This is a genomic window from Nostoc sp. (assembly GCF_036917635.1).
In the GTDB taxonomy this organism is placed as follows: domain Bacteria; phylum Cyanobacteriota; class Cyanobacteriia; order Cyanobacteriales; family Nostocaceae; genus Nostoc.
This window is the reverse complement of sequence record NZ_JBALCW010000018.1, coordinates 96,819-117,919: the sequence shown is the minus strand read 5'-3', so window position 1 is coordinate 117,919 and position 21,101 is coordinate 96,819. Positions and strand designations below refer to the sequence as shown.

The window sequence follows — 21,101 nt, the reverse complement described above, 5'->3', positions numbered from 1 at the left end:
AGCTGGGTGCGGTGAAAGTCGCACGCCCAGATTTAATAGAGAGGTGCCCCGGATAATACCGGGCATCGACTCTACCCAAAGCGGTTCAAGTTGGAGATAAGCGGAAAGCTAGGTTACTCCAAAAGCTTATTCTAAAATCTACCTCGGCTCGATTTCTTGCAATTAGACTTGTATCTAAGCTTTATGCTGGTAAAAAGACGGCTGGTATTGATGGGAAGAAATCCCTCTCATTTGAAGAACGCTTCAATCTTGAAGAACTACTGAAAATGAACAGTGGAAACTGGAAGCATCAAGGACTACGGGAAATCCCCATCCCCAAAAAGGACGGGACAACCAGAATGCTTAAAATACCAACCATCGCGGATAGAGCCTGGCAATGCCTCGCAAAATATGCACTTGAACCAGCACACGAAGCCACTTTCCACGCACGGAGCTACGGGTTTAGAACTGGGCGCTCTGCCCACGATGCACAAATGCACATCTTTAACAACCTTCGCTCCAATGCCAATGGAATAGAAAAACGAGTTATCGAACTCGATATCGAAAAATGCTTCGATAGGATTAACCACTCAGCAATAATGGACGAACTCATCGCCCCCAAAGGCTTAAAACTCGGTATCTTCCGAAGAGCCTACACGGTATTTAACAAGGAAACAAAGCTTACACGCCACACCAGTAAGGAGTTAATTAAAAAGGCATTCCCAACAGTTTCCTACTCCGAAGGGACACACGTTATGGTTCAAGGAATAAAATCCCCCTATGACGGAAATACTGCCTACTGGAGCGAACGTAACAGTAAACTCTATGACGGTGAAACCTCTAAAGCCCTTAAAAAGCAAAACCATAAATGTGCTTCCTGCGGGTTGAAATTTATCGATGAAGAACGGGTACACCTGCATCACATCGATGGAAATCACGCCAACTGGAAGAAAAATAATCTTGAAGCAATTCATGAGAGTTGCCACGATTACAAACACATGAGCAAAAGCGCAAGCTGAGAACATCGGGAGCCGTGTACACAGAAATGGGTACGCACGGATCTAACTGAGAGGTGCGGGGAATAATATCCTCCATCGACTCAACCATTCCTGGTAGCAGCTTAATTTTAATTGCAATTATCGTTTGGGGAATCGTTAGTAGTTCCTTTGCAGCTATCAAAATTCCCCTAATTGTGACAGTTATAGTTTTACTGCTTAGTGTCGGAGTGGATTTTTTAGCTAGTTATGTGGGAGCAAAACAAGCTGGAGCTAGTAAGTGGGGGCAAATTGGCGCAATTGTCGGTTTGGTGGTGGGTTTTTTGGGATTATTACCAACGTTGCCTTTTGGTGGCCCACTGTTAGGAATTTTACTAGGCCCGCTTTTGGGAGCAATTATCGGTGAGTATTTTTACCGACGTGAATTCCGATTGGCAATTAAAGCGGGTATAGGAATTGTAGTTGGCTCTTTGGTTGGAAATTTGATTCAAGGGTTGTTAGCGATCGCAGCAGTTGTAGTTTTCGTTGTGACAACTTGGCCCCAGGTATTTGGCTCTTAGCAAAGCTAGAAATAGCTTAACAGTAGTCTTGTAGGGTGTGTTAGACAAAAGAAAAGTACGGCATCATTCCAAGCTTGTGGTGCCGTACTTTCTGGGCTAACACGGTATAGCTAAAAAAGAGTTAACTAATCTACAAGAATAAAAAACGCTAATTTTATTCAGTGTACTTATACCATTTCTTTGTGAGGCTGCGCCAAACCCTCTTAACTTCTTCTTTTTTTCTTTGTGTTCTTTGCGGACTTTGCGGTTCGTTTTTCTTTCTTGTACTTAAATATGGTTTAGGGCATCTTCATAGAAAATTCGTATTAAGTGAATCTAATTAGATTTAAAGCTATTATAAAGAATTTCAACGCTATGGAATAAAAAGATACGAAGACCAGTTATAGAACTAATTAAAATTTTATGAAGATAGCTCAGTAATTAAAGATGTAATAAAGACCATTCAGTAAATATTGCAGGCTCTAAGTCCATGTGATTTTATAGAGACAATTACATTAGGCAAGTTTCGCTTTCACTGACAGTATTTCCAGAAATTACTGAGATTAAAAGTAAAGTAATTGCTCTAATTTAAGGTTATTACTACGAGTCTCAAACTACAATGATTGGTTTTAAATTTAAATTACTAAATGCAACATTAGCTGTTGCTGCTGCACTTCCCTTAGCTGCTGCTGGCTTGTTTACCTCTGCTGGTTCTGCTCAAGCATATATTGGTTCATTTAACTACAGCACTTCTCTGAACGGTCTTAATGCACCAACTAAAGCCACTCTTAGCAAAACCTCTGTAAACTTCCTTCCCAATGAAGGAGCAATTTTGCTTACAGAACAGACAGGAGATTTTGCATCTGATTTTACAGGTTTTATCAAAAGCTTCCAAATCAATCCATTTATTTCACCTTCCGCGTTTATTGATGTTGGTACTTTGGACGGAAATAAACTGCTTAGTTTGACCAATCTCGATCCAGCAGTTTTTACTCCACAAAATGGAGGAATAGATATAAACTTGGGTTTCAATGGACTTTTTGAAGATGGAAGTAAAGCCAAAGGATATATCACTTTTGCTGTTAAAGACATTGATCCAAAAGGAACTTACACTGATGCAAAAGCAGCTTACAATAACGGTCAAACCATTTCTGGAAGTTTCACAGGTTTTGCGATAACTACAGTTCCCGAACCAGCTGCATTACTAGGCTTGGGTGCAGTCGTTGGAGTAATGGCTATGTCTCGCCGACGCAAAAGTTTCGTTCAATAGACCATATCCTAAATATAAAAAAGTTACTTTTAGTTGCTAAAAGTAACTCTAATTTTCTATTCGATTTGGCTGGAATGCAAAATTTTCCCAACCAAGTCGAATTTTTTCTTTTGTCACACAAATCTATTTATTGGTGAATTTTTGAAATCTGAGATAAGTAGGTAGACAAGAGAAAACCAAACTATGTGACGAAAAGTAAAATATCTGTATTTGGCTCGTAGTTGCGCTGTCTTGCGCTTTAGCGCAACTACGAGCCAGTGATGATTATTTGCGCCCACTTACTTAGACTTAAACTGATTGCAAAGATTGTTTCGCTTCAGTTGCGATCGCTTCCATTTCATCATTAGCCAGAGTTTCTAAAATAGATTTAGCTTCTGCACTACCCAAACGAGTCAAAGCTTGTACAAGTCTGTAACGAATTTGCCAATCTGGATTGGTAGCATAGGGAGCCAACAAAGGAACTGCTTGTAAGTCTCCCAAGTCACCCAAAGAACTAATAGCAGCAGTTTGGACTAATTCGTTTTCTGATGAAAGTGCCTCTTTGAGTAGTTCAAAAGCTCGTGGATCGCCTAACTCTCCCAATGTGGCGATGATACTGAATTGTATTAACCATTCATCGGTTGTATGGTAAACGTGTTGCAAGTCTTCAAAAGCTTCATGTAACTTCAGAGCGCCCAAACAGTCTGCTGCTGCTGCTTGTACATCTACTTCGGAGTCATGAAGCAAGCGATCGCGCAAGATATCCAACGATAACTGTAAATCTTGTGTTCCGAGTGTATCCATTTGACTCACCGCCGAGTAACGGACACGTGAATTGCTATCGCCAATAGCACTTTGAATTAATTCAAAACCGATCGCAGGTTCGAGTTCGCGGATTTGATTTACTGCACGTAAGCGATCGCCTAAATTCTCAGAACTGAGCAATTGCTTAACCGACTCCGGAGTAATACTCATCTAATTATCCTGATTTTCAAAGGTGTAAAAAATAGTTAACAGTCTAATAACTGTTAACTTACTAATCTTGACTTGCTGCCATTGCCCGAATAATATCACCACGAGTGAGGATACCAATTACTTGATCCGTGTCGTCAAGTACTGGCAAGCGGTGAACGCTGCGATCGTGCATAATGGTAGCGGCTTCCCTTAAAGTTTTATCAGGGGAAATAGCGATCGGGTTTTTACTCATCACCTCCCCAACGGTTTGCCCTAAAGCCTTGTGCAAATCACGTTCATAAGTAGCAGGATTTTTTAAATAGATAACGCTATCAAGAAACATGATGTACGCAGGTGGAGTAACACCAGTTTCTTGCCACATCAAATCGGTTTCTGATATAATACCCACCAATTTACCGAGATCATCAACAACAGGTAATCCACTAATGTGGCGTTCTGCGAGAATTTGGATAGCTTCATTCAGTGGAGTTTCCACCCGGACCACAATAGGATCGCGGCTCATCACATCGGCAACGGTTTTAGGCATTTATTTATTGACACCTTTAATCAAAGTCCCTGCGCCTATTGTAGAAAATTGCGGGACTCAACCTAGTGCAATTAATAGATTGTTACGGTATTGGCCAAGCAGGGCATTGGGCATTGGTCATTAATAATTCTTCTTACCCTTGCCTACCCTGCTCCCTCATCTCCCCCCACTCCCCACTCCCTACTCCCTACTCCCTACTCCCTACTCCCCATCCCTTTTAAAGCAGCAATAATTTGAATATTTGCTTTAGGAAAAGTAAACTCCTCCAGTTCTTCCAAAGTTACCCAGCGAATTTCATCAGATTCCAAAGGTTGGGGAACACCTGTAAGATGGCGGCAGTAATGTACTATGAGGGTAACGCGCAAGTCTGTATAGGTGTGGTCAATAGTAATCAGATGCTCTCCTACTTCAATTACTATTCCCAGTTCTTCGGAAATTTCTCGTTGAATACACTCGCTGATAGTTTCACCAGGCTCAATTTTACCACCAGGAAATTCCCACAAACCACCCATTGCTCCTTCTTTTCGACGGCGATCGATTAAAATTTGCTTTTGGTCGTTCCAAATTACTGCAACACCAATGATTTTATGGGGTGGGAGAGAGTTGATTTTACTCATAGTTTATGGGTAGATAGGCAGAGTTAGCGATTCAAAATTAAAGATATTTCTGACAGGGATTTAAATCCCGACTGTAGCAAGATACCGCAAGGTAATTAATGCTACATGTAATGGTTGGGGTCTTAAACTCTTTAATTTACAACCGACTTTCCGCACTTCATCGTGTAATATGCGTAGATTTCCCATAGGTGGAAAAAAATGGTTAAATCAACAACATAAATCGCCAATGGTATTCAATATTAATACTTAATAATTTGAACATTATTAGGAATTTTTATTGAAAAGATAGATAATACATTTTGAAGTGCGGAATGTGGGTTACAATAAAGTTCCTAATTTTTCACTTTTAATTCTTTATTCAAAGTATGCTGTTGACTCATAATAAAACTCGGCAGAGTTTAGACTACTTTGCCGAGTTTGAATTTATTACGAATATGGTTTATTGTCGTTAGTTTACCCACACGTATGTATTAATCATTTAGACATACGCCTCTAATTGAACTGATTACCAAACTACATAAGTTCATAGAGAACCACATTCCAAACCTCTGCGCTAATCTCCGCACTCCTAGTATGCGGTTCGGCAAAGTGCCTATTCATTTAAATTCAACTTTAATTTGTCACTGTTTTGGATATTTTAAAAAGATTTAGCTCATACATGATTGGGAATTAGGAGCAAAGATTTCGCAGAGGCTTATTTTAAATTCCTATCGCCATGACTGTGACTAGCTATAAACTCAACAAAAATATTGAATTTACCATTACATTTCTAGTCAATTTCGCTGCTGTTGGTTTCAGCTCCTTGTAGGGCGATTTCAAAATCCATTCTCTGTTCAGCGTTCCGTAAGAAATAACCACTAATCATAGCAGAGGCCAGAAGCCGACCTAGACTTTCTCGACTGGTAGTTACACTAACGCCAAAGCTTTCTGAAGGTAGATTACCCAATAGTCCTGTAATATTCCGTTCCATTACCTGAAAAACTTCGGCAGACGTGGGTTTAGATAGTTGGGTAACTGTTTCAGGACTCAAGGATTTAACATACTGCCATAGTAAATCACTAGTTTCTGATTCGCTATTGAAAAATTCTGAGACACGATTGGATGGGTTATTCATTTTTTAGCTCCTTAACTACCACTGCTAGCTGCGGTGCTTGTGATTTGAATATAAAATGTCTGTTTTGGATTAGACTTAGCTAGCTCTTTTGTCTTCCTGTCAACTAATGTAACAAGCTAGCGTAAGAGTCGAAGTAGGCGTAACCGTACCAAAGTCAGCGTATTTTCTCACCCCAATAAATAAAGTCAAAAGTGAGGAGTTTTTAATAACTCCTCACTCCTGAGTCCTAACTTTCCCTTAACTTGCCAAATATTCACCCATGTTGGCTTTAGACTTGCGAAGTTTGGTTAAAGCTTCCCGCTCAATTTGCCGGACTCGTTCTCGGCTGATGTTCAGGATTTCACCAATTCTAGCCAGCGTCAGGGCTTGCCCATCAGTTAAGCCAAAGCGCAGCGTAATCACTTCCTTCTGTTGTGGCGTGAGGTCACCCATCAGGCGATCTAAGTCATAAGATAGGGAAGATTGCATGACAAACTCTTCTGGAGATGCTCCTGGATCTTCTAGCATTTCTCCAAGTTCGGTGTCGTAATTATCACCCAAACGCAAATCCAAAGAAAGGGGCAAACGTGCTTTTTCTAGATACTCTCGCACTTGTTTGGGGGTCAATTCTAATTCTTCAGCTAGCTCACCAGCGGTTGGAGCGCGTCCCAATTTTTGAGACAATTGGCGCTGTGCCTTTTTAATTTTATTTAATTTTTCAGTAATATGGATAGGCAGCCGAATGGTGCGGGCTTTTTCGGCTATAGCACGAGTAATAGCTTGCCGAATCCACCAATAGGCATAGGTAGAAAATCTATACCCTTTGGTAGGGTCAAACTTTTCTACGCCCCGTTGCATACCAATACTACCTTCTTGGATCAAGTCCAGTAAATCGACGTTGCGCTTTATGTACTTTTTCGCAACGGAGACTACCAGCCGCAAATTGGCTTCTACCATCTTACGCTTGGCAATCTCACCATCAGCGATCGCTTCGTTCAACTCTGCTGGTTCTAGCTTTGTCGCTTTAGCCCACTCTTCTAAAGTCGGTTGACGACCTAACTGGGTGGCAAGAAATTCTCTTGATTCGTGCAAAGTGCAAGAACGTTGCACTTGTTTACCATAGAAAATCTCTTCCTCGTGTGTTAAGAGTGGCACACGGCCAATCTCACGCAGGTAAGTCCGCACGAGGTCTGTGGCTGTCTGAGCGGTCTTCATGGCGCTACTCTTTGGTAATGATGGGTTTGGCGGTAGGGTCATTAAGGGATAGATGCTTTTTTAGGGTGCTACCCAGTTAGGCTGGGAACCTATGCTATGGTTTGCAACTTACGCATCCGAGAAACTCGGCTGCTCATAATAATCAAATTTAGGCTTCTTAACTGCTAAAAGTTACAGTTATTTCCTAGTTATTACAAGTATCTACAGTTAGATAAAAGGTAGCTTCTTAAACATTTTTGTATTGGAGCCTTATTAACAATTGTAACATTTATGAGAATACTTTGGCTATATGGCGACATTAAATTTCCTGGTTGTTCCAGTTCAGGCAATGTCGCCCTTTCTCTCCAGGCTGACTAAAAGTCAATTTAAGAAATTCTCAGGTTCAAATAATTTTCCTCATATTTGTAAAAGTATCTCTAATGAGAACTATAGTCATTCTCTTATAACAATTACTTAATTTTTGCTGAGATTGGGGAGTGGGGAATGGGGAATGGGGAATGGGGGATTGGACAATATTAATAGTTCTTCTCCCCCTGCTTCCCCTGCTCCCTCATCCCCCCACTCCCCACTCCCTACTCCTTCGCAATCGGACAGTACTCTTGAATGGTTTTTACGTCCAAGGTTGTATTTTGTAAAGAACGGATGGCGGCAACGGTAGCTTTGGCACCGGCGATGGTAGTAATGATGGGAATTTTGTAAGCTAAAGCTGTGCGGCGGATTAACCTAGCATCAGTGTGGGCTTCTTCCCCTGAAGGTGTGTTGATAATAAGTTGGATTTTCTGGTTTTTTATTGCATCTAGGACGTGGGGACGGCCTTCATGCAGTTTTAGCACTAATTCAATATTTAATCCTTGTTCGAGAAGAACTCGCCGTGTACCAATAGTAGCCATCACTGTAAAGCCCAAATCGATAAACTCCTTCACCACAGCACCGGCAGATGCTTTATCGCGATCGCTCATTGATACAAATACAGTTCCACTTAGTGGTAAACGCTCCCCAGCACCCATTTCCGCTTTAGCAAAAGCCCGGCCAAAGTCGCTGTCAATCCCCATCACTTCACCAGTGGATCTCATTTCTGGGCCTAATATTGTATCAGTTCCGGGGAATTTATTAAAGGGTAATACTGCTTCTTTTACAGCAATATGTGTGGGAATGACTTCTTCGGTAAAATGTAGCTCCTCTAAGGTTTTGCCTGACATAATTAAGGATGCTAGTTTCGCAAACTGTACGCCCGTTGCTTTAGAAACAAATGGGACTGTACGCGAGGCGCGGGGGTTGGCTTCCAAAATGTAAACTTGCGGAGAATAACTGCTTGCGCCGACAACGGCAAATTGAATATTCATCAACCCCACAACTGACAACGCTTGCGCTAGCTGCACTGTCCAAGTGCGAATTTGGTTGAGAACTGCTGGTGATAGGGAAATCGAAGGTAAAGAACAAGCAGAATCTCCTGAGTGAATACCCGCCTGCTCAATGTGTTCCATAATACCAGCAATTACTACCCGTCCGGTATGATCGGCGATCGCATCTACATCCACTTCGATTGCATTTTCTAAAAATTTATCAATTAAAATCGGATGCTCTGGTTCCACTAGTACCGCAAAAGTCATGTAGCGTTCCAACTCAGCATCGGAATAAACGATTTCCATCGCCCGTCCCCCCAACACATAACTGGGACGCACCACCACCGGATAGCCAATCCGTTTGGCGACAATCAGCGCGTCTTCATAAGTCCGAGCAATACCATTCGGCGGTTGAGCAATATTTAACTGTTGGAGAATCTTTTCAAACCGCTCCCGGTTTTCTGCCATGTCGATAGAATCTGGTGATGTACCCCAAATTTTAGTCACCAGTTTAGAAGTGTTATTAGTAAGAAACTCTTGTAATGGGATAGCCAACTTTAGTGGTGTTTGTCCGCCAAACTGGATTATCACCCCAACTGGATTTTCAGTTTCGATGATGTTAATGACATCTTCTTTTGTTAAAGGCTCAAAGTAAAGGCGATCGCTAGTATCGTAGTCTGTGGAAACTGTCTCTGGGTTAGAGTTGACCATAATCGTCTCATACCCTGCTTTGTGTAAAGCATAGGCGGCGTGACAACAACAATAGTCAAACTCAATTCCCTGTCCAATGCGGTTGGGGCCACCACCCAAAATCAACACTTTTGGTTTGGTTGCGGGCAAAACCTCTGTTTCTTCTTCGTAGGTAGAATAGTAGTAGGGAGTAAACGCTTCAAACTCAGCGGCGCAGGTATCTACAGTTTTATAAACTGGGATAATCCCTAGTGACTTGCGGTAAGCGCGAACTTCATCTTCGGTGGTTTTGGTGGCATAAGCAATCTGGCGATCGCTATATCCATCTCGCTTCACTTCATAAAGTTGCTCTTTTGTCAATTGCTGCAAAGGTGTCCGCTTCAGGAATTTCTCGACATCTAGCAATTGCTGAAATTTATCTAAAAACCACGGGTCAATACCAGTTAGTTCGTAGATTTCCTCAGCACTAATCCCTAGTTGCAAGGCATGGCGCACAGAGAAAATGCGATCGGGGTTAGGTGTCCGCAGTTGGGCGCGGATTTGTTCACCACTGGGTAATTTTTCGGCTTTGTCGCAACCCCAACCAGCGCGTCCGGTTTCGAGCGATCGCACCGCCTTTTGGAAGGATTCGTTAAATGTCCGCCCAATTGCCATTGCTTCCCCGACAGACTTCATTTGGGTTGTTAACACTGGGTCAGAACCGGGGAATTTTTCAAAGGCGAAGCGAGGAATTTTTGTCACCACATAGTCTATTGTCGGCTCAAAGGATGCGGGAGTTTTCTTGGTGATGTCATTTTGAATTTCATCCAAGGTGTAGCCCACAGCCAATTTTGCGGCAATTTTGGCAATGGGAAAACCCGTAGCTTTGGAAGATAAAGCCGAACTGCGAGAAACGCGGGGGTTCATCTCAATTACAACCACATCCCCATTAACCGGATTGACGGCAAACTGGATATTAGAACCGCCAGTTTCCACACCGATCTCGCGGATGATTTTAATTGCCATATCCCGCAGCCTTTGATATTCTTTATCAGTGAGGGTTTGCGCGGGAGCGACGGTAATTGAGTCGCCAGTGTGGATGCCCATAGGGTCAAGGTTTTCGATGGAGCAGATAATCACCACGTTATCTGCCAAATCACGCATTACTTCGAGTTCATATTCTTTCCAGCCGAGTAAAGACTGGTCAATGAGAATTTGGGAGACGGGGCTGGCATCTATACCAACTTGTGCCATTTCTTCAAATTCTTCTTGGTTGTAAGCAATACCGCCGCCACTTCCACCCATTGTGAAAGCTGGACGAATAATTAGGGGATAAGTACCAATTTTGCGAGCAACAGCTTTGGCTTCTTCCAAAGATTCGGCTGTGTCGCTGGGACAGACAGCTACCCCAATCCTGGCCATTGCTTGACCAAAAAGTTTTCGATCTTCGGCTTTTTCGATGGCTGGTAGTTTAGCGCCGATTAACTCAACGCCGTACTTTTCCAACACCCCATTTTTGGCTAAAGCAACGGCAAGGTTGAGGGCGGTTTGTCCTCCCATTGTAGGTAATAAAGCATCGGGGCGTTCTTTCTCAATGACTTTTTCGACCAATTCTGGAGTTAACGGCTCAATGTAAGTGCGATCGGCCGTTTCCGGGTCGGTCATAATTGTTGCAGGGTTGGAGTTGACCAAAACCACTTCATAGCCTTCTTCTCGGAGCGCTTTACAGGCTTGAGTGCCAGAGTAGTCAAACTCACAGGCTTGTCCGATCACAATTGGGCCAGAGCCTAACAGTAGAATCTTCCGGAGGTCATCACGGCGGGGCATAGTCGTTGCCTTGGAGTACGAGAATACAAATCCTGATTATTCTAAGGGTCTTTACCCCTTGTCGTGCTTTTTATTATTAAGTTTTCTAAGTTTGCTCGTAAAGGGGAGTGGGGAGAACAGGGGGAGCAGGGAAGACAAGGGGGAATTATTGAAAAAGTTTCTACTAGTCTGTCAATTTGATTTTGGGAGATTGTTTGTACTATGCAAAACCTTGTAGAGACGCGAAATTTCGCGTCTCTACATCCGTCATTTTTATGTTGACAGACTACTACCTTGTTTCGTCCCAATTCCCCATGCCAAATTCCCAAGATTATTTTGTATTTCTAATTTTATTTAATTAGGATGCTAAAAATTTTAAAGTTTTTGCGAATCTTTGTTATTTAATTTGATGAAATTTGGCAACAAATGGTTATTTATTATGGCATGGATTTATCTAATTATTAAATATTAATAATTTTTTTAACTAAAAATATTTATTAACTATCTAAGTAATTGCTAAATATGTGCAACGTTAACTGTTATGAAAATATGTTTAGTTAGATTACAAATGGCAGATAGATACGAATACCATTCTCTGCCATTTTTTATAATATTTTAAGAGTTAGTGCTGCTAACTTTTTGTTTCAGTCTAGGTAGACAAATCTAGATTATGAGAGTTTTAACTTTGAGCAGCTTGGACAAACCCTAAAGTTAAGCTGTCTTTAGCAAGGAAGTGAGATAAATGATATGCACGTTCCTCAGTTTTCAACAAAATCTTTTCGTACAGATAGCGTGTACCCCGATCGCCTAAACTCTCTGCCTGAGCAGCTTGACGACGAATTACACCGATAATTGCTTGTTCGGCAGCTAGGTCATTTTCCACCATTTGGCGAGAAGAATATACACCTTCAGATTCTTGTTCAAAACAAGTTAATTCTGCTAATTTGCTGAAGGTGGCTACTGGCACACCACCCAGTCCATCCAAACGTTCTCCAATTTCATGAACGTGGTCTTGGACTTGGTTGTAGCTTTCGTTAAAAAACTCATGCAGAGAGTAAAATTCTGAGCCTTCAACTACAAAATGATGCTTTTGGTACTGCAAGTATAGTGCCTGGAAACTAGCTAATACAACGTTGAATCCTTCTGTTACTGGTGCAGTTACGCTGTGATCCAATAACACAGGGTTGTCATATACATTACCAAAATTCCGTAACAAAGTTTGCGTTTCAGCCATTGTGTTCTTCTCTTTTTAACAGTTATAGATTTTAACTGCTTATTCTTAACATATTAACATTTTAATAATAAGAGCAAGCCAATTCGCCATCACAATATTTTGTATTTTTGCTTACTAAAAATCTCAAGTTGATTGTCGGCTAGATGATCGCACACCCATCAAATTGCATAGTTTTATCATTATCATTGACAAACTAGGTTAAATATGTATTTTCCCATCTCAGTATGGGATGGCTGCAAAAATTTGATTTTTTTCCAAAATTATTGAGAATTGTTTGCACTTAAGGTATGCTGGTTTTAAGAGGTGAAAGTCTACGGAGTTTCAAAAAGCAGAGTGTTAAGGGACTTCCAACAAATAACTTCCCCAATCTTGTGGGGTGGGCAACATGAGCGCCCATATACAAGGGCGCTCATGTTGCCCACCCCACAAGAAGTAGTTGAGTATTTTTTTATTTGGAAGTCCCTAAATGGCGGTAGTTACTGCAAGTTTGTTGCACTTTGAGGGTAATTCTCTTGAAATCGTTTAGTTCAGAAGTAGAAAGCAACCACCTTGTAGAGGTGAATTGGGCCGATCGCTGGCAAGTATATCAACGTCTAAAGGAGTTAGACATTCCCTGTAGTTGTACGGCTAACCAGCCATTACAAGTTGAAATTGCTTCTCCTATGACAGTTGTTCAACTTTGGAGTGTGATACGGCGATTAACGGCCTCCCGTCAAGACCAGATTTGGAATCTTGAGTGTTGCTGGAAAAATCGCTACCAACAGTTCTAATCTTTAGCTACTGAGAATATCTTGCTTGATAGTTTGTATTAATTAAAAAGAGGTTAAAAAATGGGTGCATCTGACAGTATTGAAGTATCAGAATTTTGCCTTGAGGGCAGATTTATAGATTTTGTTATTAAAGATGGCTATAAGCTTAAAGGCTTAATGCTGGGGACTCATGAGGGTGAGTTTTATATTAAATTCGCTAAAGATTTACGGGCTGCTTTTGACTTGCGGTTACCACCAGGTACTTGGCTACAAGTTGTTGGTTATAAAGAATACGATATAAAAAAAGACAAAGTTACACTCAAAGCTGTACGTGTGATGGCGGCGCGTTCTGAAATGGCGACAGTTCAAACCATCGCTGCACCCGTTGAACCCCTATCTATTGATAATGTCCAGGTAAAACCAGCTAAGACTAAAAGCACGATTTTGGTATGTCAAAAGTCTGATTGTATGAAACGCGGTGGTAAAGCAGTTTGTCAGGCGTTGGAGGCGGCTTTAAGCGATCGCGGTTTAGAAGACCAAGTTACAATCAAGGGTACTGGTTGTATGAAGAATTGTAAAGCTGGGCCTAACTTAGTTATGCCAGATAAAACGCGCCATAGCCGGATTCAAGCTACAGATGTTCCAGCGTTGATGGATAAGCATTTTGCTGACAAGAGTTTAGAAACGCAGCCAGAGAATTTAAGGAAAGGGGCGATATTTAATACTAAGTTTTGCTGAAAAATTAGCGAAATCTTGACAATTGAATGAAAAAGTTTCATAATATCTTCATTAAGTGTGTTCCATTAATACTCGGCATTCGGCTTTAGCCCAGTATTTGTAAGAGTTTCAAATTAAGCGATCGCCTACGATTTGTCATAAGAAAGGCAAAGTAGTAGTAGCGATCGCTTAATATTTGTATGCAATTGGGTTTAGCCGCCAGTCTTCGGAACGACAAGTTAGGTGGAATTTTGCGCCTACCCGTGCGTCCACCAGAGATTGAAATCTCAGGCTCATAGCGCAAGTCCACTTAAGTGGACTGAAACCCTTTTCTAGTTTTGTTTAGAAGATTTTAGGTAGATCGCCCAGGCATATTTGGGGTCAAGTTCAATCGCGCGGTCAAAATCTTGTAGGGCTTCTGGGTAACGCTCCATTAAGCGGTAAGTTATACCGCGCCATTTCCAAAGTTATAGAGGCGATCGCCATAAACATCTTTTAGACAACGTAATTGCTTGCGAAAAGCCACATATAGCCGATGTGCTACAAGAAGTGATGGAGTTTTTAGAGCAGGAATATGGAATTTGCATCGCAAAATAGAACCATCAAATGTAAGCGTTAATATTTTGCTCATTGATACGTTCCTTTTAACCGCTAATTACAGCGATCGCATCAATTTCTACCAACACATCTTTAGGTAAGCGCGATACCTGAACACAAGCTCGTGCTGGGGCTGTATCTTCCGGGAAATATTTAGCATAAATGGCATTCACCGCCGCGAAATCATTCATGTCAGCTAAAAATACAGTGGTCTTCACCACATCTTGAAAAGTTGCACCAGCTGCTGTGAGGATGGCTTCAAGATTAGCTAATACCTGCTCAGTTTGCTTTTTGACATCCTCAGTGTAGACGACATCACCAAGACGAGGATCGATGGCAATTTGTCCAGCGATGAATACAAATTGACCTGAAGCTGCGATCGCTTGATTATAAGGGCCGACTGGAGCGGGTGCGTTATCAGTATTAATTACTTTACGGGTCATAGATATTACTTTCTTTAACGATGTTTCCTGTTTACCGATTTCCGCTTCAGAAGCGATCGGCTTGTAGACTTCTCCATCTGGCATTATCGCACCAGTTAGGTCAGCATTGCGATCGCACTCTTCAAGCATTAGCAAACTTGTAAGCTCACCTGTAACAAAATGTAAAATCGTCAAAGTTTTTGTGATTGCTTCTCTATGAGATGCTACGCGAACGTTGTACTCGCAATGATATAGTTATAAATTTTCATACTTACCTATTGAACACAGATGGTAGTATTTATATTGTCCTTTTTCATGTAAAAGAAGGGCAATAAAACTTAATTTCTCAAAGGAGGAAACTAATGTCTTATTTCACCAAGCTAAGTCGTTCACAACGTTTAATGACTCTTGCGGCCTGTGGTGCAATCATCGCTACAATTCCTATTAATGCTGCTTTTGCAGCACCCACCGATCCTAGTAGTTATCAAGCTTCCTGTCGGAACATTGATGTTACTGGAGCTACCTTAACGGCAAGTTGTCGCAGAATTAATGGCACATACAACCGAACATCAATCTTGATTCGGGGAATATTCAATGGCAATGGAGTTTTGCTTTATAGTAGTAACCCCAGATCCGCTAGTAGTTATCAAGATTCTTGTCGGCGCATTGATATTGCTGGAGCTACCTTAACGGCAAGTTGTCGCAGAATTGATGGCAGATATAGATCAACATCAATTTTGATTAAGGGAATATACAATAATAATGGAGTTTTGCGTTATTCATAGGTAGACATTAGGCTGCCTACGTTAAAGTCGGTTGTGTTGCCAAAATTTAGGTGAAGTAGATAAACTACTTCATCTAAATTTTAAAATAATTTACTGGCAATTTGTCCATCAATTCGGAGAACAATTAGGACAGAAATTAGGACTAAATTTACAGAATTGGCTACCTGTCAATCCATAAGCTGTACAATAAGGAAAACTGGTAAGTTCAATTTTAGCTACTTGTAATTTGGAACCATTCGGCAACGCTTCAGTAAGTTTGGTTTTCTCAGCCATAAAAAGAGCTAAAAGCTTAGGGAACGCTATGCAAGCAGCAATGTTGAGCAGCGTTAGCATTATAGGGTCTATCAAATTCATAGGTAATCATCTCCTGTGAAACGTAGGCGACGCCGAATAGCCCGTCGTAGACATCGCTGTTCTTAGCTGCAAACACAATCATTGCTTGCAGTCTATGTAAATTAACTTTAACATAAATTTTTGTAAATATAAACGTGGAATTCCTGGAATTATCATACACAGAAGAGAATGTGGATAATAAGGACGGTTATTGTAGCCTAATAACAAAATAAGCTGAAAAACGATCCGTTTACGATATTTAGGTAAGGTGTTATGTCAAAAACCCAAACCACGTCTTCTTTTTTATCTAACATTAGTGAACAAGAACGCGAGGCATTAAAGCGATTGGTAGATTACACAAATGTGGAATCGTTACCAGAAATTTGGCCTTTAGCAGCTGGACGATTTGGTGATGTTGTCGCCCTCCGTAGCCCTCACACTAAACCAGAAATCGTGATTACTTATACTCAGTTGGCAGAGCAAATGCAACTATTTGCTGCTGGGTTGCAGGCGTTGGGAGTAAAAGTAGGCGATCGCATTTCCTTAATTTCTGACAACAGTCCTCGCTGGTTCATTGCCGATCAAGGCATAATGACTGCTGGAGCCGTTGATGCGGTGCGTAGCTCCCAAGCGGAAAAAGAAGAACTGCTGTTTATCATCGCTAATAGTGGCAGTACGGCAATAGTAGTTGAGGATTTAAAGACACTTAAAAAACTGCAAGACCGCCTCAAAGATTTACCAATTCAGGTGGTAATATTACTTTCGGATGAACCACCACCGACAGAGGAAACCCTAAAAGTGCTGAACTTTGCCCAGTTACTCGAAATTGGGAAAAATCATAATTTTGTGCCAGTCAAGCAAAATCGTGAGGCTCTGGCAACCCTAATTTATACCTCTGGCACCACAGGTAAACCCAAGGGTGTAATGCTGTCTTATAGGAATTTGCTCCACCAAGTGATAACTATGGGGACAGTATTGCAACCAAATGTGGGCGATATCGTTCTCAGTATCTTACCTTCGTGGCACAGCTACGAACGAGCTGTTGAATATTATTTACTATCTCAAGGTTGCACGCAAGTTTATACCAACTTGCGCTCGGTAAAAGCCGATTTGAGACAATTTAAACCCAACTACATGGTGGGTGTACCCCGCCTGTGGGAATCAATTTATGAAGGAGTACAAAAGCAGTTCCGCGAGCAACCAGTAAATAAACAACGCCTAATTAACTTTTTAATCGGCAATAGCGAGAAATATATAAAAGCGCGGCGAGTTGCTCAAGGATTGAGTTTAAATAATCTTCATGCTTCAGCCGCCGAACGATTATCAGCTAAGATCCAAGCATCTGCTTTATTACCCCTCCATGCTCTGGGAGAACGACTGGTTTATGCCAAAGTGCGAGAAGCTACAGGAGGAGAAATTAAGCAGATGATTAGCGGCGGCGGTGCGCTTCCCAGACACATAGATAACTTCTTTGAAATTATTGGTGTGCAGATTTTGCAAGGTTATGGCTTGACAGAAACTTCTCCTGTTACCCATGTGCGGCGTCCTTGGCGAAATTTGATTGGTGCATCAGGGCAACCACTACCCGCTACAGAAGCTAAAATCGTAGATCCTGAGACAAAAGCGCCTTTGCCAGTAGAGAAGGGAGGCTTAGTATTGTTGAAGGGGCCGCAGATTATGCAAGGCTATTACCAAAATAGCGAAGCGACAGCGAAAGCAATTGATGCTGAAGGTTGGTTTGATAGCGGCGATTTGGGTTGGCTGACACCACAAGACGATTTGGTGCTAACTGGCAGAGCAAAGGATACGATTGTATTGACTAATGGGGAAAACATCGAGCCACAGCCGATTGAAGATGTGTGTTTGCGATCGCCATACATCGATCAAATTATGCTCGTCGGCCAAGATCAGCGCAGCCTGGGAGCCTTAATTGTCCCCAATGTCGAAGCCTTAGAAAAATGGGCAGCAAGTCAAAATCTGACACTGGATATGCACAACGATCAGGTTGCTTCTTCAGATAGTCAAAAAATTGATTTCGAGAGTAAAATGATCCAGGATTTATTTCGGCAAGAATTGAATCGGGAAGTGCAAAATCGTCCAGGTTATCGACCGGATGACCGCATCGGAACGTTTAAACTGATTCTGGAACCGTTTTCTATCGAAAATGGCTTGATGACACAAACACTAAAAGTTCGCCGACACGTCGTCACGGAACGCTATCACGATATTATTGACGGCATGTTTGCTTGATGATTCCACCTCCCAACTAGTAAGAGTGAACGTGAAATATTTATGGATGTCTCCAAATCTAACTTGCTCCTGAAACGTGTTGTTAACGTCAAAGTTATTGTGACTCCCCTTTGGAAAGAGGAAGTACAACAGCAGTTGCAAACGCAAATCAATCAACTCGATCAGCAACTGCAACAGCTAGACGTAGAAGGACAAAGAGCAGTTACTGCAATTCAAAAGCAGAGTCTGCAACCACCAGGCCCCCAGACCCTCCAACAAATTGACAATATCCAACTCCAAGTCAATCAAAAGAAAAGTGAATTTCTAGAGCAGAAAAATCAATTGCTGCAAAACCTCCAGCAAGTGCAGTTTCTTCAGCAAGATCAAGAAGTCAACCAATTCCAAATGGAAGGCTTTTTCCGGGTAGAGATTGGTGATAACCTGATTAGCAAAATGCAGGTAGAAATTGTTCTGCGCGATGGCGTTGTAGAAGAAATTCGCGGCGACATTTAATAAAGTTAGGAGTGAGGAGTCAGGAATTAGTTATGAGTTATGAGTTATGAGTTATGAGTTTAAATTCCTAACTCTTCACTCTTAACTCCTCACTCCTAACTCTTACCTAACTCCTCACTCCTAACTCTTAACTCCTCACTCCTCACTCCTAACTCCTAACTAATTCCTGACTCCAGCCCAAACAATTTGCCAGACTGGAGGTGAGCTAATAAAAAGCGATCGCCCGAAAGTAGTCATCTCAACTCGATATTTTATGCCAACTAAATCATCACCCCCTTTGATTTGCGTAATCGTCACAAAGGCTTGATTTCGTTGTGGATAAGCTACCTCTACCTTTCGCGTTCCTCCCACTGATCCTATGTCGTCAAAGGCATTCAGGGCGAGGGTAGCAGGATCGCTACCTTGGAGAGATGAGTTGAGCTTTTCTAGAGGTATAGTTTTATAATCGGAACGCTCTGGGTATGCCACAACCTCTTGAGACTGATGTATTGCTGCCACTTGCTGGGTTTGTGCATCAGTAGTCTCAACAATCGGTGCAGATGGCTGGCGGTGGATGATATAAACTCCAGCGCCAGCAGTCGCAAAGATACTTAGTATCACAATCAAAAAGATTTTCAACTTTGCCGACATAAAAGTAAACAGGAATTTCAAATAGGTTTATGACCAATTTTGAATTCTAGATTGAACTGTATCCCATATCCTCTACTTGTGAGAAGCTCCTGTATTTTAAGCAGTGGTTATGAGGAATATAAATAGCAATCCCATTTAATCCTTAAGAAACTCATGATGGTTGTTCAAAGTCAACCACTAAAACGAGATCGAGATATTGGCTAACCATTATACATCTCCAGAAATTAAATATGCGTAACCTGAAACCCTTGTAGAGACGCGAAATTTCCCGTCTCTACATTCCTTGTCGGAGATGTCTATTGAGGATAGCTCTGTATTATAGACCTCTAAGTTATATTTAGGTTCCTGGAGTTAGGAGTTAGGAACTCCCCCACTGCTCTCTCATCTCCCCCATCCCCAATGCCCCATGCCCAATACTTCGGCTTCGCTCAGTACAAGTCCCCAATCCCCAATCCCGAACCTAAAATATAAAATATCCAGTCCAAAACTCTCCCACCAAGATACAATTCGATCTGATAAAAACTGTTAAACTCCATAAACCATTGATTTCCAAACCACCCTATGAGCATTCACGAAGTATTTATGCCGGCGCTGAGTTCTACCATGACCGAAGGCAAAATCGTTTCCTGGGTAAAATCGCCAGGGGACAAAGTGGAAAAAGGCGAAACAGTGGTGGTTGTAGAGTCAGATAAGGCAGATATGGATGTAGAAACCTTTTATGAAGGCTTTCTTGCCCATATCATAGTTGAAGCTGGTGAAACTGCCCCGGTAGGATCTGCGATCGCTTTCATCGCCGAAACGGAAGCTGAAATTGAACAGGCCAAATCTCTTGCCAATTCCTCCGGCGTGGCTGCTACTACTACCGCTTCCCCTGAACCAGTCACCGCCACAGCTTCAGCCGCCACACCTGCCTTAGCGTCTCAAAACGGGTCTAACCACAAAGAAGGAAGACTTGTAGCTTCACCCCGGGCTCGCAAATTAGCGAAAGAACTCAAAGTTGATTTAACTACACTCCAAGGTAGTGGCCCCCACGGTCGCATTGTCGCCGAAGATGTAGAAGCATTGTCCAATAAGGGCAAACAACCAACCAGCGCCCCAGTTGCCCCCCCAGCACCTGTACCAACCAGCGCCCCAGTTGCCCCCCCAGCACCTCGCACACCCGCACCCACGCCAGCAGTAGCGGCTGTTCCTGGTCAAATCGTCCCTCTAACTACCTTCCAAAATGCCGTAGTGCGGAACATGGTAGCTACCATATCCGTGCCCGTTTTCCGTGTCGGTTATACAATTACCACTGATGGGTTAGACAAACTTTATAAACAAATTAAATCCAAAGGCGTGACAATGACAGCGCTACTGGCGAAAGCTGTAGCAGTGACATTGCAAAAACACCCATTGTTAAATGCTAGCTACTCAGAGCAGGGTATTGTTTATCATTCTGATATCAACATTTCCGTAGCAGTAGCGATGGATGATGGCGGATTAATTACGCCTGTGCTGCAAAATGCCGATGGAGTAGATATTTATTCTCTATCGCGGACTTGGAAGTCTTTGGTAGAACGTGCGAGGGCTAAACAATTACAGCCTCAAGAATACAACAGTGGTACTTTTACCCTGTCGAATTTGGGGATGTTTGGCGTAGATAAATTTGATGCGATTTTACCGCCTGGACAAGGTTCAATTTTAGCGATCGGGGCATCACGTCCGCAAGTGGTAGCAACACCCGACGGTTTATTTAGTGTACGGCAACAAATGCAAGTGAATATTACTTCTGACCACCGGATTATTTACGGTGCCCATGCTGCGGCGTTCTTGCAAGATTTAGCGAAATTGATTGAGACAAATCCTCAATCTTTGACAATGTAATTTTGAAAAGATACCAAATTTAA

At 42.0% G+C, this 21,101-nt stretch carries 19 protein-coding genes and 2 pseudogenes; 9 read left to right on the top strand and 12 right to left on the bottom strand.

All coding sequences use genetic code 11. The features are described 5' to 3' along the window. Positions 1–77: 77 nt before the first annotated feature. From V7K32_RS04685 to V7K32_RS04675, 3 genes and pseudogenes are all read left to right on the top strand, one after another. Positions 78–998: pseudogene (locus tag V7K32_RS04685) on the top strand (group II intron reverse transcriptase); the annotation flags it as partial. Positions 999–1,051: 53 nt separating this feature from the next. Next, positions 1,052–1,534: a DUF456 domain-containing protein gene (locus V7K32_RS04680; protein ID WP_334990783.1), complete on the top strand. Its 483-nt coding sequence runs from the start codon at positions 1,052–1,054 to the stop codon at positions 1,532–1,534. 598 nt (positions 1,535–2,132) lie between these two features. Then, the gene (locus V7K32_RS04675) at positions 2,133–2,783 is read left to right on the top strand and encodes a PEP-CTERM sorting domain-containing protein (RefSeq protein ID WP_334990781.1); all 651 of its coding nucleotides are present in this window, start codon (positions 2,133–2,135) and stop codon (positions 2,781–2,783) included. Between the two features lie 288 nt (positions 2,784–3,071). Here the strand turns inward: V7K32_RS04675 and nblB are convergent, their stop codons facing one another. From nblB to V7K32_RS04640, 7 genes are all read right to left on the bottom strand, one after another. Next, a complete protein-coding gene (nblB, locus tag V7K32_RS04670) occupies positions 3,072–3,737 on the bottom strand; it encodes a phycobilisome degradation protein NblB (protein WP_334990779.1) in 666 nt (221 codons plus the stop codon). 61 nt (positions 3,738–3,798) lie between these two features. Further along, positions 3,799–4,263 (bottom strand): CBS domain-containing protein, encoded by a 465-nt coding sequence (locus V7K32_RS04665; RefSeq protein ID WP_334990777.1) that lies wholly within the window; start codon positions 4,261–4,263, stop codon positions 3,799–3,801. 194 nt (positions 4,264–4,457) lie between these two features. Beyond that, entirely contained in the window at positions 4,458–4,880 is a 423-nt protein-coding gene (gene mutT / locus V7K32_RS04660; protein WP_334990775.1) for an 8-oxo-dGTP diphosphatase MutT, read from the bottom strand. Between the two features lie 769 nt (positions 4,881–5,649). Then, positions 5,650–5,994, bottom strand: coding sequence for a DUF760 domain-containing protein (locus tag V7K32_RS04655; RefSeq protein ID WP_334990773.1), 345 nt, complete (start codon positions 5,992–5,994; stop codon positions 5,650–5,652). A 237-nt stretch (positions 5,995–6,231) separates the two neighbouring features. Beyond that, a complete protein-coding gene (locus V7K32_RS04650) occupies positions 6,232–7,188 on the bottom strand; it encodes an RNA polymerase sigma factor, RpoD/SigA family (RefSeq protein WP_334990771.1) in 957 nt (318 codons plus the stop codon). Between the two features lie 572 nt (positions 7,189–7,760). Beyond that, positions 7,761–11,027 (bottom strand): carbamoyl-phosphate synthase large subunit, encoded by a 3,267-nt coding sequence (carB, locus tag V7K32_RS04645; protein ID WP_334990769.1) that lies wholly within the window; start codon positions 11,025–11,027, stop codon positions 7,761–7,763. A gap of 658 nt (positions 11,028–11,685) precedes the next feature. Further along, positions 11,686–12,240: a Dps family protein gene (locus V7K32_RS04640; RefSeq protein WP_334990767.1), complete on the bottom strand. Its 555-nt coding sequence runs from the start codon at positions 12,238–12,240 to the stop codon at positions 11,686–11,688. A 512-nt stretch (positions 12,241–12,752) separates the two neighbouring features. Between V7K32_RS04640 and V7K32_RS04635 the strand changes: the two genes are divergently transcribed. Both V7K32_RS04635 and V7K32_RS04630 read left to right on the top strand, forming a co-directional pair. Beyond that, entirely contained in the window at positions 12,753–13,010 is a 258-nt protein-coding gene (locus V7K32_RS04635) for an Asr1405/Asl0597 family protein (RefSeq protein ID WP_334990765.1), read from the top strand. Between the two features lie 60 nt (positions 13,011–13,070). Beyond that, on the top strand, positions 13,071–13,727 hold the full coding sequence (locus V7K32_RS04630) for a (2Fe-2S) ferredoxin domain-containing protein (RefSeq protein WP_334990763.1): 657 nt from the start codon (positions 13,071–13,073) through the stop codon (positions 13,725–13,727). Positions 13,728–14,038: 311 nt separating this feature from the next. On the opposite strand, the gene V7K32_RS04625 is transcribed toward V7K32_RS04630, so the two are convergent. The 3 genes and pseudogenes from V7K32_RS04625 to V7K32_RS04615 all read right to left on the bottom strand — a co-directional run. Next, positions 14,039–14,140, bottom strand: coding sequence for a tetratricopeptide repeat protein (locus tag V7K32_RS04625; protein ID WP_334990761.1), 102 nt, complete (start codon positions 14,138–14,140; stop codon positions 14,039–14,041). Between the two features lie 11 nt (positions 14,141–14,151). Next, entirely contained in the window at positions 14,152–14,337 is a 186-nt protein-coding gene (locus tag V7K32_RS04620) for a hypothetical protein (protein ID WP_334990759.1), read from the bottom strand. Between the two features lie 13 nt (positions 14,338–14,350). After that, a pseudogene (locus tag V7K32_RS04615) lies at positions 14,351–14,854 on the bottom strand (RidA family protein); the annotation flags it as partial. Between the two features lie 233 nt (positions 14,855–15,087). Here V7K32_RS04615 and V7K32_RS04610 point away from each other — a divergent pair. After that, a complete protein-coding gene (locus V7K32_RS04610; protein WP_334990757.1) occupies positions 15,088–15,510 on the top strand; it encodes a CVNH domain-containing protein in 423 nt (140 codons plus the stop codon). 289 nt (positions 15,511–15,799) lie between these two features. On the opposite strand, the gene V7K32_RS04605 is transcribed toward V7K32_RS04610, so the two are convergent. Beyond that, positions 15,800–15,946, bottom strand: a complete 147-nt coding sequence (locus V7K32_RS04605; RefSeq protein WP_334990755.1) for a hypothetical protein — start codon at positions 15,944–15,946, stop codon at positions 15,800–15,802. A 170-nt stretch (positions 15,947–16,116) separates the two neighbouring features. On the opposite strand from V7K32_RS04605, the gene V7K32_RS04600 reads away from it, so the two are divergent. Together V7K32_RS04600 and V7K32_RS04595 are read left to right on the top strand one after the other, a co-directional pair. After that, on the top strand, positions 16,117–18,093 hold the full coding sequence (locus tag V7K32_RS04600; RefSeq protein ID WP_334990753.1) for an AMP-dependent synthetase/ligase: 1,977 nt from the start codon (positions 16,117–16,119) through the stop codon (positions 18,091–18,093). A 42-nt stretch (positions 18,094–18,135) separates the two neighbouring features. Then, positions 18,136–18,585, top strand: coding sequence for a YlqD family protein (locus V7K32_RS04595; protein ID WP_334990751.1), 450 nt, complete (start codon positions 18,136–18,138; stop codon positions 18,583–18,585). A 159-nt stretch (positions 18,586–18,744) separates the two neighbouring features. Here the strand turns inward: V7K32_RS04595 and V7K32_RS04590 are convergent, their stop codons facing one another. Next, positions 18,745–19,215 carry a hypothetical protein gene (locus tag V7K32_RS04590; protein WP_334990749.1) on the bottom strand — a complete coding sequence of 157 codons (471 nt, stop codon included), beginning with the start codon at positions 19,213–19,215 and terminating at the stop codon, positions 18,745–18,747. A 561-nt stretch (positions 19,216–19,776) separates the two neighbouring features. Here V7K32_RS04590 and V7K32_RS04585 point away from each other — a divergent pair. Continuing rightward, positions 19,777–21,078 (top strand): dihydrolipoamide acetyltransferase family protein, encoded by a 1,302-nt coding sequence (locus tag V7K32_RS04585; protein ID WP_334990747.1) that lies wholly within the window; start codon positions 19,777–19,779, stop codon positions 21,076–21,078. The last annotated feature ends 23 nt before the right edge of the window (positions 21,079–21,101 follow it).

What these genes read in the sequence shown, in the direction of transcription:
- V7K32_RS04675 (WP_334990781.1), top strand. Translation starts at nt 2,133, where the DNA reads ATGATTGGTTTTAAATTTAAATTACTAAATGCAACATTAGCTGTTGCT.
- nblB (WP_334990779.1), bottom strand. Translation starts at nt 3,737, where the DNA reads ATGAGTATTACTCCGGAGTCGGTTAAGCAATTGCTCAGTTCTGAGAAT.
- V7K32_RS04665 (WP_334990777.1), bottom strand. Translation starts at nt 4,263, where the DNA reads ATGCCTAAAACCGTTGCCGATGTGATGAGCCGCGATCCTATTGTGGTC.
- mutT (WP_334990775.1), bottom strand. Translation starts at nt 4,880, where the DNA reads ATGAGTAAAATCAACTCTCTCCCACCCCATAAAATCATTGGTGTTGCA.
- V7K32_RS04655 (WP_334990773.1), bottom strand. Translation starts at nt 5,994, where the DNA reads ATGAATAACCCATCCAATCGTGTCTCAGAATTTTTCAATAGCGAATCA.
- V7K32_RS04650 (WP_334990771.1), bottom strand. Translation starts at nt 7,188, where the DNA reads ATGAAGACCGCTCAGACAGCCACAGACCTCGTGCGGACTTACCTGCGT.
- carB (WP_334990769.1), bottom strand. Translation starts at nt 11,027, where the DNA reads ATGCCCCGCCGTGATGACCTCCGGAAGATTCTACTGTTAGGCTCTGGC.
- V7K32_RS04640 (WP_334990767.1), bottom strand. Translation starts at nt 12,240, where the DNA reads ATGGCTGAAACGCAAACTTTGTTACGGAATTTTGGTAATGTATATGAC.
- V7K32_RS04630 (WP_334990763.1), top strand. Translation starts at nt 13,071, where the DNA reads ATGGGTGCATCTGACAGTATTGAAGTATCAGAATTTTGCCTTGAGGGC.
- V7K32_RS04625 (WP_334990761.1), bottom strand. Translation starts at nt 14,140, where the DNA reads ATGGAGCGTTACCCAGAAGCCCTACAAGATTTTGACCGCGCGATTGAA.
- V7K32_RS04620 (WP_334990759.1), bottom strand. Translation starts at nt 14,337, where the DNA reads ATGAGCAAAATATTAACGCTTACATTTGATGGTTCTATTTTGCGATGC.
- V7K32_RS04610 (WP_334990757.1), top strand. Translation starts at nt 15,088, where the DNA reads ATGTCTTATTTCACCAAGCTAAGTCGTTCACAACGTTTAATGACTCTT.
- V7K32_RS04605 (WP_334990755.1), bottom strand. Translation starts at nt 15,946, where the DNA reads ATGATTGTGTTTGCAGCTAAGAACAGCGATGTCTACGACGGGCTATTC.
- V7K32_RS04600 (WP_334990753.1), top strand. Translation starts at nt 16,117, where the DNA reads ATGTCAAAAACCCAAACCACGTCTTCTTTTTTATCTAACATTAGTGAA.
- V7K32_RS04595 (WP_334990751.1), top strand. Translation starts at nt 18,136, where the DNA reads ATGGATGTCTCCAAATCTAACTTGCTCCTGAAACGTGTTGTTAACGTC.
- V7K32_RS04590 (WP_334990749.1), bottom strand. Translation starts at nt 19,215, where the DNA reads ATGTCGGCAAAGTTGAAAATCTTTTTGATTGTGATACTAAGTATCTTT.
- V7K32_RS04585 (WP_334990747.1), top strand. Translation starts at nt 19,777, where the DNA reads ATGAGCATTCACGAAGTATTTATGCCGGCGCTGAGTTCTACCATGACC.